Genomic DNA, 12936 nt, shown 5'->3' with positions numbered 1-12936 from the left:
GCGATATGATCTCCGGCTTAGGTCGCTCGGTGCCTTATCAGCCCGGCATGCCCAGCAGGTTGGGCAGGCCCAGGGAGATGAACGGCACGTAGGTGATCAGCAACAGGAACGACACCAGCAGGATCAGCCACGGCGCCGAGGCGCGAATCACCGTGGTCAGCGGCTGTCCGGTCACCGCCGAGGCGACGAACAGGTTGAGCCCGGTGGGCGGCCGTCAGCATGCCGATCTCCATGTTGACCACCATGATTACGCCCAGGTGGATCGGATCGATCCCCAGCTGCATAGCGATCGGGAACAGGATCGGCGCCAGGATCAGGATGATCGCCGAGGGCTCCATGAAGCTGCCGGCGATCAGCAGCACCACGTTGAGCACCAGCAGGAAGGTGATCGGCGAGAAGCCCTGTTCGACCACCCACTGGGGTGATGGTCTGGGGGATCTGCTCGGTGGTCAGCACGTGGGCGAACAGCATCGCGTTGGCGATGATGAACATCAGCACGATGCTCAGGCGCGCCGCGTCCAGGATCACCCGCGGGCATTCGCGGATACCGATGTCGCGATAGATCACCAGTGAAACGAAGGCGGCATAGACGGCAGCCACCGCGGCAGCCTCGGTCGGCGTGAAGATGCCTGAGTAGATCCCGCCGAGGATCACCACGATCAGCAGCAGGCCCACAGCGACTTGCGCGCCGCACGCAGCCACTCGCCCACGCTGACCCGGGGCTGGGCCGGCATCTTCTTGATCCGTGCGATGATGTAGATCGCCAGCATCAGCAGAAAGCCCAGCAGCAGCCCGGGCACTACGCCGGCCATGAACAGCTTGCCCACCGAGGTCGAGGTCGCGGCGGCGTAGACCACCATGACGATCGACGGCGGGATCAGGATGCCCAGGGTACCGGCGTTACAGACGATGCCGGTGGCGAAGCTGCGGGTGTAGCCGGAGCGCACCATGCCCGCGATCACGATCGAGCCCACTGCCGCCACGGTGGCGGGGGAGGAGCCGGAGAGGGCAGCGAACAGTACGCACGCCAGCACCGAGGCGATCGGCAGGCCGCCGCGCAAGTGGCCGACACTGGCATTGGCGAAGTCGATCAGCCGCCGGGCCACGCCGCCGCTGGTCATGAAGGCGCCGGAGAGCAGGAAGAACGGGATCGCCAGCAGGGTGTAGTGATCCGCGGTGGCGAACAGCTTGATCGCCAGCGACTGCAGCGAGTCCTGGCTGAACAGCAGGATCGTCAACGCGCTCGACAGCCCCAGGGAGACCGCGATCGGCACGCCGATGAACATGAAGACGAACAGGGAGATGAACAGAAAGGCGATAGTCACGGCGTGGTTCTCCGGGTGTCGCTGTCCGTGTCGGATTCCTGAGCCAGCGCCAGCGCGTCGCTGACTTCGCTGCTCTGCTCGAGCCCTAGCTGCTGACCACGCAGGATGCGCACCAGCACTTCGATCAGCCGCGCGATGATCAGGCCGAAACCGAGCGGCTCGATCAGCGCCACGTGCCACTCCTTGAGTCCGAACATGCCCAGATCCTCGGCGCCGATGCCGCTGATCTGCAGCGAGTCGACCCACTGGGCGCTCGACACCATGAGAAGGCCGGCGTAGGCCATGAAGATCAGGCAGCTGAGCACACCGCAGGCACGCTGCCAGGGCTTGGGCAGCAGGCGCACCAGCAGATCGACGCCGATGTGCGCGCCGACGCGCACGCCGTAGGCGATGCCAGGAAGATCAGCCAGGCGAAGATGGTGGTGGTCATCGCCAGGCTCCAGGTCATCTCCTGGCCGATGCCCAGTAGCCAGTCGCCCACGGCGAAGGCCGGCGTTTCCAGCGCCGGATAGGCGTCGCCGAGGTCGTAGAAGACGTTATAGAGGTTGGTGACGACCACGTAGAAGAAGGTCAGCAGGGTCATCACCGCCAGCAGGAGGGCCACCAGGCCCTCCTCGAGTGAATTCCAGATGCGCAAGAGCATGGGGAATGGGCGCTCAGTTGGCGTTGTTGGACTGCTGTGCCGCGTCGATCAGGTCGCTGCCGATCTCGTCGCGGAATTCGTCGATCACCGGTGCCATGGCGTCACGCCAGGCCTTGACCTGCTCCGGGCTGAGCTCGTGGATCTTGGTGTTGCCGCTCTTGGCGATGCTCTGCTTGGCCTCTTCATTGAGCTGGTCGGCTTTCTCGTTCACCGAGGTGGTCACTTCGGCGATGATCTCGTCGAGGGTGGTACGCACGTCCTCGGGTAGGCCGTTCCAGAACTTGGCGTTGGTGATCAGCATGTAGTCGAGCACGCCGTTGTTGGACTCGGTCATGTCGCTCTGCACTTCGTTCCACTTCTGGGTGTAGATGTTCGACCAGGTGTTGCCGCCCTGACCGTCGATGACGCCGGTCTGCATGCCCTGGTAGACCTCACCGAAAGCCATCTTGCGCGGAATCGCGTGGAGCTCCTTGATCTGGGCGGCGAGCACGTCGGAGGGCTCGACGCGCAGCTTCAGGCCGCGGGCATCACGCGGTTCGATCAGCGGCTTGTCGGCGGTCAGCTGGCGCATGCCGTTGTGCCAGTAGGCCAGACCCAGGATGTCGTGGTCCTGCATCGATTCGAGAATCTGCTTGCCGCCCGGGCCCTGCTCGAAGCGGGTGACCGCATTCATGTCGTCGAACAGAAACGGCAGGTCCATCAGCTGGACGCTGGGGCTATATTCGCCGAGCTTGGCCATGGAGGGGGCGAGCAGTTGGACGTCGCCGGTGAGCAGCGCGTTGAGACCCTTGGTGTCGTCGTAGAGCGAGGAGTTGGGATAGACCTCGATCTTGACCTTGTCGCCCAGACGCTCCTGGACCAGCTTCTGCAGCAGCTGAGCGCCTTCGCCCTTGGGCGTGTCGTTGGCGACCACGTGGGAGAACTTGATCACGATGGGGTCCTGGGCCTGGGCGCCGGTGGCACCGCCCAGCAGAATGGCGAAACCGATGGCGCCTGCGAGTGTTTTTCGATTGATCAGAGACATGGCACTTGTCACTCCTGGATTGTTGTGTGTCGCGCTGCGCCGAAGCCGGGCCGGCATCTCGACGGCGATGCCGGTGAATTATGCGCAGTGATTTGTATCTGCGTAATCAATCTTTGGTGGAAAAGAAAGTAAATAAGGGCGTGATTTAGAAAGTTTATTTTCTGTTTAATAAGTTTAAAAAGTAGAAAATGATGGGGCGGCCGCGCGCTCATTTCTCGCCTCGTTTGGTGAAAGTCAAATAAATACAATCATTTGCATGAATAATGGAGATCGTGCCGGGTGATCGGCGCGGTGACAGGGCGGGCAAAAAAGGCCGCGATCGTCACACAGCAGAGATTTGGATGACCTCCGAGGTTGCGCAGGAAAAAGTTGGCCGGTTGACACAAGTTAACGTGCTGTCACCGGTGGAGAGAGCGCGTCTGCGGGTGAGTCAGCCGCCTCTCTCCGTTCACTTCCGTGGCCTGCTTGCGCTGCGCTATCTTTCGCGGTTCTGCGCCGTCAGCCGTGCTCGGCGGCGCGGGCCAGCAGCCGCCGGGCGCGCTCGACTACCGGGGCGTCGATCATGGCGCCGTCGACCTGGGCGGCGTCGCCGCTCTGGGCCGCTGCCGCCATCACGCGCCGCGCCCAGTCGAGGGTATCCGGCGACGGCGCCAGCCCACGATGGACCGGAGCGATCTGCGCCGGATGAATGCACAGCATACCGCCGAAGCCCATGCCCGCGGCGCGCCGGGCGACCCGCTCGACGCGTGTTGGATCGCCGAACGCCGGCAGCACCGTCTCCAGCGGTGGCGCCAGCCCGGCCAGGCGCGAGTGGAGCACGAGCTGGTAGCGGGTCTGGTCGAGCAGCATCTCGCCGCCCTCGGTGTCCGGCTCGCTGCCGAGGTCGACGCTCAGGTCCAGGGCGCCGAAGCTGAGCCGCTCGACGCCTGCCACCTGGCTCAGCGCGGCGAGCGCCGCCAGCCCCGCCGCGCTCTCGATCAGCGGGATCAAAGGCCGCCCGAGACTGGCTGCCTGGATGAGCGAGTCGGGGGTCTCGGCCTTGGGGATCACCAGTCCGGCGATGCCCGGGTGGTCGCGACAGAGGTCCAGGTCGGCGGCGAAGTCGGCGCTCTCCGGGGCGTTGACGCGCACCCACACGCGCGCCTCGGGCAGCGCCGCCAGCGCCTCGATCAGGGCGCGACGGGCATCCGCCTTGGCGGCACCGGCGACGGCATCCTCGAGATCGACGATCACAGCGTCGGCGCCGCTCGCCAGCGCCTTGGGAATGCGCTCCGGGCGGTTGGCGGGCACGAACAGCGCCGAGCGCAGCCCGGGGCGGGAGCTTGGGTCGGCATCGGGGCGAGAGGACATCGGTATCTCCGGCAAGGCAAGGTAGGGATCAAGACCGCGTGGGCTCGAGGTGAACTCAGATCGTACCGCGTTCGCGCAGCGTCGCCAGCATCTCGGCATCGTAGCCGAGGCCGGCGAGAATGGCATCGGTGTGCTCGCCCAGGGCGGGAACCGCCGCCATACGCGCGGTATAGGCGCTATTGCGCCCCGGTGGCAGCAGTGCCGGTAGTGGGCCGCTAGGGCTTGCCACCTCGCGCCAGGCATCGCGGGCGGCGAGCTGGGGATGCTGCCAGACGCCGGCCATGTCGTTGACGTGGGCATTGGCGATCTGTGCCGTGTCGAGGCGCGCGATCACCTCGGCCGCGCTCAGCTCGGCAAACGCCGCTTCGATGATCGCGCGCAGGGCGTCGCGGTGCTGCGAGCGCTTGGCGTTGGCGTCGAAGCGCGCATCCGTGGCCAGCTCGGGGCGGCACAGCACCTGGTCGCAGAACAGCTGCCACTCGCGCTCGTTCTGCAGTCCCAGCATCACCGTGCCGCCATCGCCGGCGGGAAAAGGGCCGTAGGGGTAGATGGTCGAGTGGGAAGCGCCGGCCCGGGGCGGCGGCGGCGCGCCGTCATAGGCGTAGTAGAGCGGGTAGCCCATCCACTCGACCAGGCTCTCGAGCATCGATACCTCGATCCGCGAGCCCTCGCCGCTGCGCCCACGCAGCAGGGCGTTGAGAATGCTGGTGTAGGCGTACATGCCGGCGGCGATGTCCGCCACCGAGCAACCCGCCTTGGCCAGCGCATCCGGCGCCGGCCCACCGGTCACCGACAGAAAGCCCGCCTCGCTCTGAATCAGCAGATCGTAGGCCTTCTTGCTGGCGTAGGGGCCGCCTTCGCCGTAGCCGGAGATATCGCACACGATCAGCCCCGGGTAGCGCGCATGCAAGGTGTCGAAGTCGAGCCCCATGCGCGCCGCCGCCCCCGGCGCCAGGTTCTGCACCAGCACGTCGGCCTCGGCTAGCAGGGCGTCGAGAATCGGCTGCGCCTCGGTGTGCTTGAGATCGAGCGCCAGGCTCTCCTTGGCACGGTTGGTCCACACGAAGTGCGACGAAAGCCCGGCGACACGGGTGTCGTAGCCGCGGGCGAAGTCGCCCACGGCGGGGCGTTCGATCTTGATCACCCGGGCGCCCTGGTCGGCGAGCTGGCGGGTGCAGAAGGGCGCGGCGATGGCGTGCTCCAGGCTCAGCACGGTGATGCCGTCGAGTGGGCGCAGGGTTTGGGTCATGGCGGTCTCCGATGACGTATGGCTGATGAAGGGATCGATCGCGGATTCAGAACGAGCGCGGCAGTCCCAGCAGGTGCTCGGCGACGTAGGAGAGAATCAGATTGGTGGAGATCGGCGCGACCTGATAGAGCCGGGTCTCGCGGAACTTGCGCTCGATGTCGTACTCGGTGGCGAAGCCGAAGCCGCCATGGGTCTGCAGGCAGACGTTGGCCGCCTCCCACGACGCCTTGGCTGCCAGGTACTTGGCCATGTTGGCGCTGGCGCCGGCGGGCAGACCGGCATCGAACGCCTGGCACGCCTGCCAGCGCATCAGATCGGCGGCCTCGACCTCGATGTGGGCCTCGGCGATGGGGAACTGCACCCCTGGTTCTGACCGATGGGGCGGTCGAACACGACCCGCTCGCCGGCATAGCGGCTGGCCTTGTCGATGAACCAGCGGCCATCGCCGATGCACTCCGCGGCGATCAGGTGCGCTCGGCGTTGAGCCCGTCGAGAATATAGCGAAAGCCCTTGCCCTCCTCGCCGATCAGGGTATCGACGGGCAGTTCGAGATCGTCGAAGAACAGCTCGTTGGTCTCGTGGCCCACCATGTTGTCGATGGGTTGCACGCGCATGCCCTGACCGATCGCCTGGTGCAGGTCGACCAGGAAGATCGACATGCCGTCGGCCTTGCGCTGGACCTCGGCGAGCGGCGTGGTACGCGCCAGCAGAATCATCAGATCGGAGTGCTGGACCCGCGAGATCCACACCTTCTGGCCGTTGACCACGTAGCGGTCACCGCGTTTGACCGCGGTGGTCTTGATCTTGGTGGTATCGGTGCCGGTGCTCGGTTCGGTGACGCCCATCGACTGCAGGCGCAGCTCGCCGCTGGCCAGGCGCGGCAGAATCGCCGCTTTCTGCGCCTCGCTGCCGTGCTTGAGCAGGGTCGCCATGTTGTACATCTGGCCGTGCACGAAGCCGGCATTGCCGCCGCAGCGATTGACCTCTTCAAGAATCACGCTGGCCTCCGCCAGGCCCAGGCCGGAGCCGCCGTAGGCCTCGGGGATCATGGCGGCGAGCCAGCCGGCGCGGGTCAGCTCGTCGACGAACTGCTCGGGGAATCCCTGGCTCGCGTCGATGGCGCGCCAGTAGTCGCCACCATAGGGTTTGCACAGGCTGCGCACGCCGTCGCGAATGGCTTCCAGGGCGTCGTGGTCGATGGGAGCGATCATGTGCGCGGGGCCTCCGGGTCGGCAGGGGTATCGAATTCGAGCATGGCGCGCTGGGCCGGGCCGTCGGCGTTGCCGGCGGTCAGCTCGGCCTGGCCGGGGCCGACGAGCCGGCCGCCGACCTCGAAGGGGCGATCGGCGAACAGCGGGCGCAGGCCGCGATAGCGCAGGCGGCGCGGTCTCGCCTCGGGGTTGGCCTGGCTGAAGGCGTGCAGCAGCAGGGTGGCGATCAGCGGGCCGTGCACCACCAGGCCGGGATAGCCCTCGGTGGCGGTGGCGTAGGGCCAGTCATAGTGGATGCGGTGGCCGTTGAAGGTGGCCGCGGAGTAGCGGAACAGCAGTACCGGATCGGGCTGAACGGTCTGTGACCAGTCCGCCGGCGGCATCGGTTCGTCCAGCGCCAGCTTGGGGGCGCTGGGCTGGCGATAGACGATCCGCTGGGTCTCGCGGAGCGACACGCTGCCCGCCTGGTGGTATTCGTGCTCGACGGCGACGAACAGCAGCGAGCCGCTGCGCCCGGGCTTCTCCTCGATCGATGCCACCCGCGAGTGGCGCTCGGCGTCGCACGCCACGCGCAGTGGGGTGAGGAACTCGAACTCGCCGCCGGCCCACATGCGCTGGCGGCCCTCCGCCGGCGGCAGGAATCCGCCACGGGTCGGGTGGCCATCGTCGCCGATGCCCTCCGGCGGTGTCGGCAGTTGAAAGAACGCCCAGTGCCAGAGCGGCGGCAGTGGGGCCTGGTCTGCGGGGCAGGGGTGGCCGAGGGTAGCCGCGAGGCGGGCGACCAGGGCGCTATCGAGGCGGTCCCGGCACTGTTCGCGGCGCTCGAGCCATTGGGCCAGCGGGGTTGTCGACATGAGTGGGTCCACGCACCAGAGGAGTAAGTGGGCTCAGCATGTCGCGTCCCGCCGGCGACGAGAATCCGGCATTGCAGACGGGGGCGTTAGGTTTTGCCGAATACGACTTTGGTCGGGCTCGTGACTTGGCGTTCTGGGCTAGAACTGGCTCGCAGGGGTACAACAACTCACCAGCCTGCACGGCTCGTCGCTGGCGTTGCGAAAACGATGGGGCACGTGGGTATCGAAGTAGTAGGCGTCACCGGGGCAGAGTTCGCGCACCTGGGCACCGATGGTGATCTCGATTCGCCCCTCCAGTACCACGCCGGCCTCCTCGCCACGGTGGGCGATCATCTCGCGTCCGGTATCGGCGCCGGGCGGATAGGTCTCGATCATGAAGGAGAGCGCGCGGTTTTCGCGGTTGGCGCCGACCAGGCGATAGATCACCGCATTGGTGGCGACGTTGGGCAGTTCATCGACGCTGTAGAAGACCTGATTGCGGCTCTCCAGCTCGAAGGTGAAGAAGTCGCCGACGCTGATCGGGATGGCGTCGAGAATCTTCTTCAAGGAACTCACCGAGGGGCTGACCTTGCCCTGCTCGATCAGCGACAGGCTGGAGTGGGTGACGCCGCAGCGCTTGGCCAGCTCGCGCTGGGAAATACCGCGCAGGTTGCGCAGGCTGCGCAGTCGGGGGCCGACATCGTCGGACATCGCGTTCTCCTTGGAAAGCCCGGCATGCGCGCGGGCGAGACACTCGGTAGCGACTGAAGCCTAGCGGCTGGCGCGGCACCAGCAAACCCTCACTGGCGGGATTGCTCATCGGCTGTGTTTGCCATGCTGGGTGAGGAGGTGACAGCGATGAGAGCCGCCGCCCGGAAATATATAGGCTTCCGGGCGGCGGTGGCGCTCAGCTCAGGTCGTAGGCGAACTCGCCCTGATCATCGAGGCTGACCTCGAGCCGCTCGATCGTCTCGCCCGCGGCCATGCGGTCGAGCACCTGGGCGGCGATGGTCGGCATCAGGCTGCCGGAGAGGATGTTGTCGATGTTGCGCGCGCCGCTGTCGCTGTCGGTGCAGCGCGCGGCGACGGCGTCGACGATCGCCGGGTCGTAGTCGAAACGGGCGCGGTGGTTGTACTCGAAGCGCTGTTTGATGCGGTCGAGCTTGAGCCGCACGATGTTGTTGAGGATCTCTTTCTGCACCGGGTAGTAGGGGATGATGTTGAGACGCCCGAGGAAGGCCGGCTTGAATACCGCGTTGAGCTGATCGCGCAGGCTCTCGACGATCGCATCCGGCGCCGGCAGCTCATCGGCACCGAGGCACTGACGCATGATGTCGTCGGTACCGACGTTGGAGGTGAGCAGGATCACGGTGTTGCGGAAGTTGATCTCGCGACCCTCGCCGTCGTCGAGCACGCCCTTGTCGAACACCTGGAAGAACAGCTCCAGCACGTCCGGGTGGGCCTTCTCCACCTCGTCCAGCAGCACCACGCTGTAGGGCTTGCGCCGTACTGCCTCGGTCAGCACGCCGCCTTCGCCGTAGCCGACATAGCCCGGCGGCGAGCCCTTGAGGCTGGAGACGGTGTGCGCTTCCTGGTACTCGGACATGTTGATGGTGATGACGTTGCGCTCGCCGCCATAGAGCACGTCGGCCAGCGACAGTGCGGTCTCGGTCTTGCCCACGCCGCTGGGGCCGAGCAGCAGGAAGACCCCGATCGGCTTGTTGGGATCTTCCATCCGCGCCCGCGAGATGGCAATGCGCTTGCCGATCTCGGCCAGGGCATGGTCCTGGCCCAGGACGCGCTCGCCGAGCAGCTGGGGCAGCTCGCGTACGGTGGTGATCTCGTCGCGCAGCATCTTGCCCAGCGGAATGCCGGTCCAGTTGGAGATCACTTCGCCGATCACGTTGCCGTCGACATGGCCGTGCACCAGCGCGTGCTCGCCCTGGATCTCGGCCAGCTCGCGGCGGGTGTCGCCGATCTGGCGGCTCAGGGCATCGGCGTCGCCCGCCTGTTCGCCGGCCTCGACGGCGCTGCGCTCGGTTTCCAGCGCCTTGAGCCGGGTCACGATCTCCTGCTCCCGCGACCAGCGCGCGTCGAGGTCGGCGATCTCGGCGCGGGTGGTTTCCAGGCGCTCGCCCAGGGCGGCGAGCGTCTCGGCGTGGTCGCTGCCTTCACGCTGCTCGCGCTCGAGGATCGCGATCTCGCTCTCCAGGTTGTCGACCCGGCGGTGGGCATCCTCCAGCGCTGCCGGCTGCGAGGATTGCGCCAGCGCGACCCGGGCGCAGGCGGTGTCGAGTACGCTGACCGCCTTGTCCGGCAGCTGGCGCCCGGTGATGTAGCGATGAGAGAGGCGCACCGCCTGGACGATGGCGTCATCGAGAATGCTGACCTTGTGGTGGTCCTGCATGCGCTGATTGAGCCCGCGCAGCATGGCGATCGCCACCGGCTCGGCGGGCTCCTCGATCTTGACCACCTGAAAGCGTCGCGCCAGGGCGGCATCTTTTTCGAAATACTTCTTGTACTCGGCCCAGGTGGTGGCGGCGATGGTGCGCAGCTCGCCGCGGGCCAGGGCCGGCTTGAGCAGGTTGGCGGCGTCGCCCTGGCCGGCCTGGCCACCGCTGCCGATCAGGGTGTGGGCCTCGTCGATGAACAGGATGATCGGATGCAAGCTGCGCTTGGTCTCCTCGATCACGTTCTTGAGCCGGTTCTCGAACTCCCCCTTGACCCCGGCACCGGCCTGCAGCAGGCCCAGATCGAGGGTACGCAGCTCGACCTGCTTGAGCGGCGGCGGCACGTCGCCGTTGACGATGCGCAGTGCCAGTCCTTCGACCACTGCGGTCTTACCCACCCCGGCCTCGCCGGTGAGGATCGGGTTGTTCTGGCGCCGCCGGGTGAGGATGTCGACCATCTGGCGCACCTCCTCCTCGCGCCCCAGTACTGGGTCGATACGCCCGGCGCGGGCGTTGCCGGTCAGGTCGATGGTGTACTGGTCGAGCGCCGGGGTCTTCGACTTGCCGCGCTTGTCACCTTCGCCGCCGGCGGCATTGGCCGCAGCGCTGGTGGCGGCGCTCGCCTCGCCGAGTTCGCGCACGTGCTGGTCTTCGCTGCTGCCGCCGATCAGGTCGCTCAGGTGCGCTTGCAGGTCATCGACCTGGATGCGCTCGAGCTCGCGGGCGCCGTCGACGATCACCCGCCGCAGCTCGTCATCCTTGAGCAGCGCCAGCAGCAGGTGGCCGCTGCGGATCTGGGCCTCGCCATGGTCGATCGAGGCGATCACCCAGGCGCGCTCGATCAGGCGGGTGATCCGTGGCGACAGCGCCGGGGTGCGCGTGTTGCCGGTCTTGAAGGTGGCGACCGTTTCCTCGAGCTGGCTGGCCAGGCGGTCGAGGGCGACGTCGTAGTGGCGTGCGATGCGCAGCACGTCGTTGTCGTCGCTGTCGAGCAGCTTGAGCAGCAGGTGTTCGATGTCCACGTCGTACTGGCGCTCCGCCAGGCACAGGGCCGCGGCGCCTTCGGTGGCCTCGCGGCAGGGATCGTTGAGCTTGTCGAAGAGGGATTTGAGACTCACGCCGTGGCTCCATCGTAGGTGATTGCGAAGAGTGCATGTCCATGTGCGCTGGCTGGTCGCTCCTGCGGCTTGAGCCAGCCCAGCCTGCCCAGCGCCAGGGCGCCGCCCTGACCCAGCTGGGGCGGCGGTATCTCGCGCTTGTCGAGGATCAGCTCGATCTCGAAGTCGAGTTCGATGCCGGCATAGAAGCGCAGCAGCTTGACCAGCTGGCGGTGACGCTCGGTACCCGGCAGCAGCGCGCGATAGGCCGCCAGGTCGAGGGGGCCGAAGCGCACGCGAAAGGTGGACTGGTAGTCGCGCACCCGAGTACCGGCCACCGCACTCTGGCCGAGGCGCGCATTGGCCTGGCCCAGGCGGGTGTACTGATCGGGGTCGAGGCGTATCCAGCGTCCGCTGAAGGGGACCACCTGGCACGGCTGGCCGAAGGTGTAGGCCAGAATCGACTGCAGGTTGCCGACATTGCGCGGGCGCTGGCTCCACAGGCCGGAGAACCAGCTGAACAGCTCGCGGCGCAGGGTGCCCGGTTGCTCGGGGCGGTCGAGCACCTGCGTCTGGGTGGTCGGGGTGAAGCCGACCAGGTGCAGAATCCAGTTCTCGAAATCGGCGCTGCCCTTGCGCTCGTACTCGATATGGAAGCGGTACTTCTGCCACGCCTCGTAGAACAGCGCCGTCATGCGGTGGGAGAAGAAGTCCATGAAGGCGTGGGCGGCGTCGTCGCGCTTCTCCATGTGACGATTGATCAACAGCTCCGTGTACGGCCGGGGCAGCACGCCGGAGGGGCCGACCAGCCCCATGAAGGTGATCTGGATCTCGCTCAGCGGCTCGTCGCTGGCCGAGCGCAGCTTGGGGTTCTCGAACGACAGATCGCTGATCTCGCTGGGCGGAAAGTTGAGCGAGAGCAGCGAGCGGAAGCGCAGCGGGTCCTGGTGCGGCCGGTTCTCGGGGTCGATACGCCCGGTGCGGCTGTAGTGCAGGCGCAGCAGACGCACGAGTTGGAAGAACCCGAAACGCCAGGGCTCCGCACGCGCCTGGTCGATCAGACCAGGGGCTGAGTACCGGTTCTCGGCGGCCATTGGACGACTCGCTGTTCGCGCTGGCGTGAGCGCAGCGTGAGTTGGGTGAAGCTGTTGAGGCTGCAGTACTGACCGAAGAAGTGATCCAGCACTCTGCCGAACAGATAGATACCGCTACCGGTGAACTGGCTCTCGTCCAGCTCCAGGGTGATGCCGGTACCACGCACGAAGGCGGGGCGCGGATGGCCGATGCGCGTCATCACCGGCTCGCTGTCGATCGCGGTGATGCCGTTGATCTGCTTGCGGATCGCCGAAGCCTGACGGTAGTTGTAGAGCGACAGCAGCTCCATCAGCGCCTCGCGGCCATCGCTGACCAGCGACAGGTGGTTGAGCGAGAGATGCGAGATCAGCCGCCAGATCACTCCCTTGCCCATGGGCGGGCGCACCGGCGAGGTCGGCTTGCGCAGGCAGCGGATCTGCTGCACCACCTGCTCGCGCTCGAGGGTGAAGTCGCCCTGCGGGTGGCCGAAGGTCATCAGCTGGGGCAGATCGCGATTGCTGCAGGTGAGCTTGAGGCTCAGGGTGTCGCTGCTGCCGTCGAGCAGTTCCAGCTCGCGGTCGACCACCCGCAGGCGCATCTCGGTGCCCGGATCGCGAGCGTTCTCCGCGCCCACCCGGCGCGCGATCCAGTAGCTCTGACGCGCCTGTTTTCTCGCTGTC

General features: G+C 66.6%; 13 protein-coding genes and 2 pseudogenes. All 15 read right to left on the bottom strand.

Features of this window, described 5'->3' with window-relative positions; all coding sequences use genetic code 11:
* Positions 1–37: 37 nt before the first annotated feature.
* Entirely contained in the window at positions 38–175 is a 138-nt protein-coding gene (locus CN538_RS23805; protein WP_277985060.1) for a hypothetical protein, read from the bottom strand.
* A 97-nt stretch (positions 176–272) separates the two neighbouring features.
* Positions 273–362 (bottom strand): annotated as a pseudogene (locus tag CN538_RS23800) (TRAP transporter large permease subunit); the annotation flags it as partial.
* Between the two features lie 118 nt (positions 363–480).
* Positions 481–1286: pseudogene (locus CN538_RS23795) on the bottom strand (TRAP transporter large permease); the annotation flags it as partial.
* Positions 1287–1321: 35 nt separating this feature from the next.
* On the bottom strand, positions 1322–1669 hold the full coding sequence (locus CN538_RS21440; RefSeq protein WP_242495425.1) for a TRAP transporter small permease: 348 nt from the start codon (positions 1667–1669) through the stop codon (positions 1322–1324).
* Positions 1615–1929 (bottom strand): hypothetical protein, encoded by a 315-nt coding sequence (locus tag CN538_RS21435; protein WP_242495424.1) that lies wholly within the window; start codon positions 1927–1929, stop codon positions 1615–1617. The genes CN538_RS21440 and CN538_RS21435 overlap by 55 nt, the downstream gene beginning before the upstream one ends.
* A 52-nt stretch (positions 1930–1981) precedes the next feature.
* A complete protein-coding gene (locus tag CN538_RS00150) occupies positions 1982–2992 on the bottom strand; it encodes a TRAP transporter substrate-binding protein (protein WP_106418154.1) in 1011 nt (336 codons plus the stop codon).
* A gap of 498 nt (positions 2993–3490) precedes the next feature.
* The gene (locus CN538_RS00145) at positions 3491–4342 is read right to left on the bottom strand and encodes an HpcH/HpaI aldolase/citrate lyase family protein (RefSeq protein WP_106418153.1); all 852 of its coding nucleotides are present in this window, start codon (positions 4340–4342) and stop codon (positions 3491–3493) included.
* 55 nt (positions 4343–4397) lie between these two features.
* The gene (locus CN538_RS00140; RefSeq protein ID WP_106418152.1) at positions 4398–5591 is read right to left on the bottom strand and encodes a CaiB/BaiF CoA transferase family protein; all 1194 of its coding nucleotides are present in this window, start codon (positions 5589–5591) and stop codon (positions 4398–4400) included.
* Positions 5592–5637: 46 nt separating this feature from the next.
* Positions 5638–5952 (bottom strand): acyl-CoA dehydrogenase family protein, encoded by a 315-nt coding sequence (locus tag CN538_RS21430; RefSeq protein ID WP_242495423.1) that lies wholly within the window; start codon positions 5950–5952, stop codon positions 5638–5640.
* 103 nt (positions 5953–6055) lie between these two features.
* Positions 6056–6802, bottom strand: a complete 747-nt coding sequence (locus tag CN538_RS21425; protein WP_242495422.1) for an acyl-CoA dehydrogenase family protein — start codon at positions 6800–6802, stop codon at positions 6056–6058.
* Complete coding sequence (locus CN538_RS00130) at positions 6799–7656, bottom strand: HTD2 family dehydratase (RefSeq protein WP_106418151.1); 858 nt, start codon at positions 7654–7656, stop codon at positions 6799–6801. Before CN538_RS00130 ends, CN538_RS21425 begins: the two co-directional genes overlap by 4 nt.
* Positions 7657–7794: 138 nt before the next feature.
* Entirely contained in the window at positions 7795–8346 is a 552-nt protein-coding gene (locus CN538_RS00125; protein ID WP_106418150.1) for a cupin domain-containing protein, read from the bottom strand.
* A gap of 196 nt (positions 8347–8542) precedes the next feature.
* On the bottom strand, positions 8543–11203 hold the full coding sequence (tssH, locus tag CN538_RS00120; protein WP_106418149.1) for a type VI secretion system ATPase TssH: 2661 nt from the start codon (positions 11201–11203) through the stop codon (positions 8543–8545).
* On the bottom strand, positions 11200–12276 hold the full coding sequence (gene tssG / locus CN538_RS00115; RefSeq protein ID WP_106418148.1) for a type VI secretion system baseplate subunit TssG: 1077 nt from the start codon (positions 12274–12276) through the stop codon (positions 11200–11202). The genes tssH and tssG overlap by 4 nt, the downstream gene beginning before the upstream one ends.
* A complete protein-coding gene (locus tag CN538_RS23790; protein ID WP_422917594.1) occupies positions 12240–12902 on the bottom strand; it encodes a type VI secretion system baseplate subunit TssF in 663 nt (220 codons plus the stop codon). The genes tssG and CN538_RS23790 overlap by 37 nt, the downstream gene beginning before the upstream one ends.
* Positions 12903–12936: the final 34 nt, after the last annotated feature.

Origin of the sequence: Salinicola tamaricis (assembly GCF_003006155.1) — a bacterium.
Lineage (GTDB): Bacteria > Pseudomonadota > Gammaproteobacteria > Pseudomonadales > Halomonadaceae > Salinicola > Salinicola tamaricis.
Note: the sequence above shows the minus strand (reverse complement) of the source record. Positions and strands in the feature narration are given on the sequence as shown.

Coding starts and splice junctions, on each gene's coding strand:
- CN538_RS00125 (WP_106418150.1), bottom strand. CDS start 8,346: ATGTCCGACGATGTCGGCCCCCGACTGCGCAGCCTGCGCAACCTGCGC.
- CN538_RS00140 (WP_106418152.1), bottom strand. CDS start 5,591: ATGACCCAAACCCTGCGCCCACTCGACGGCATCACCGTGCTGAGCCTG.
- CN538_RS00130 (WP_106418151.1), bottom strand. CDS start 7,656: ATGTCGACAACCCCGCTGGCCCAATGGCTCGAGCGCCGCGAACAGTGC.
- CN538_RS21425 (WP_242495422.1), bottom strand. CDS start 6,802: ATGATCGCTCCCATCGACCACGACGCCCTGGAAGCCATTCGCGACGGC.
- tssG (WP_106418148.1), bottom strand. CDS start 12,276: ATGGCCGCCGAGAACCGGTACTCAGCCCCTGGTCTGATCGACCAGGCG.
- CN538_RS00145 (WP_106418153.1), bottom strand. CDS start 4,342: ATGTCCTCTCGCCCCGATGCCGACCCAAGCTCCCGCCCCGGGCTGCGC.
- CN538_RS00150 (WP_106418154.1), bottom strand. CDS start 2,992: ATGTCTCTGATCAATCGAAAAACACTCGCAGGCGCCATCGGTTTCGCC.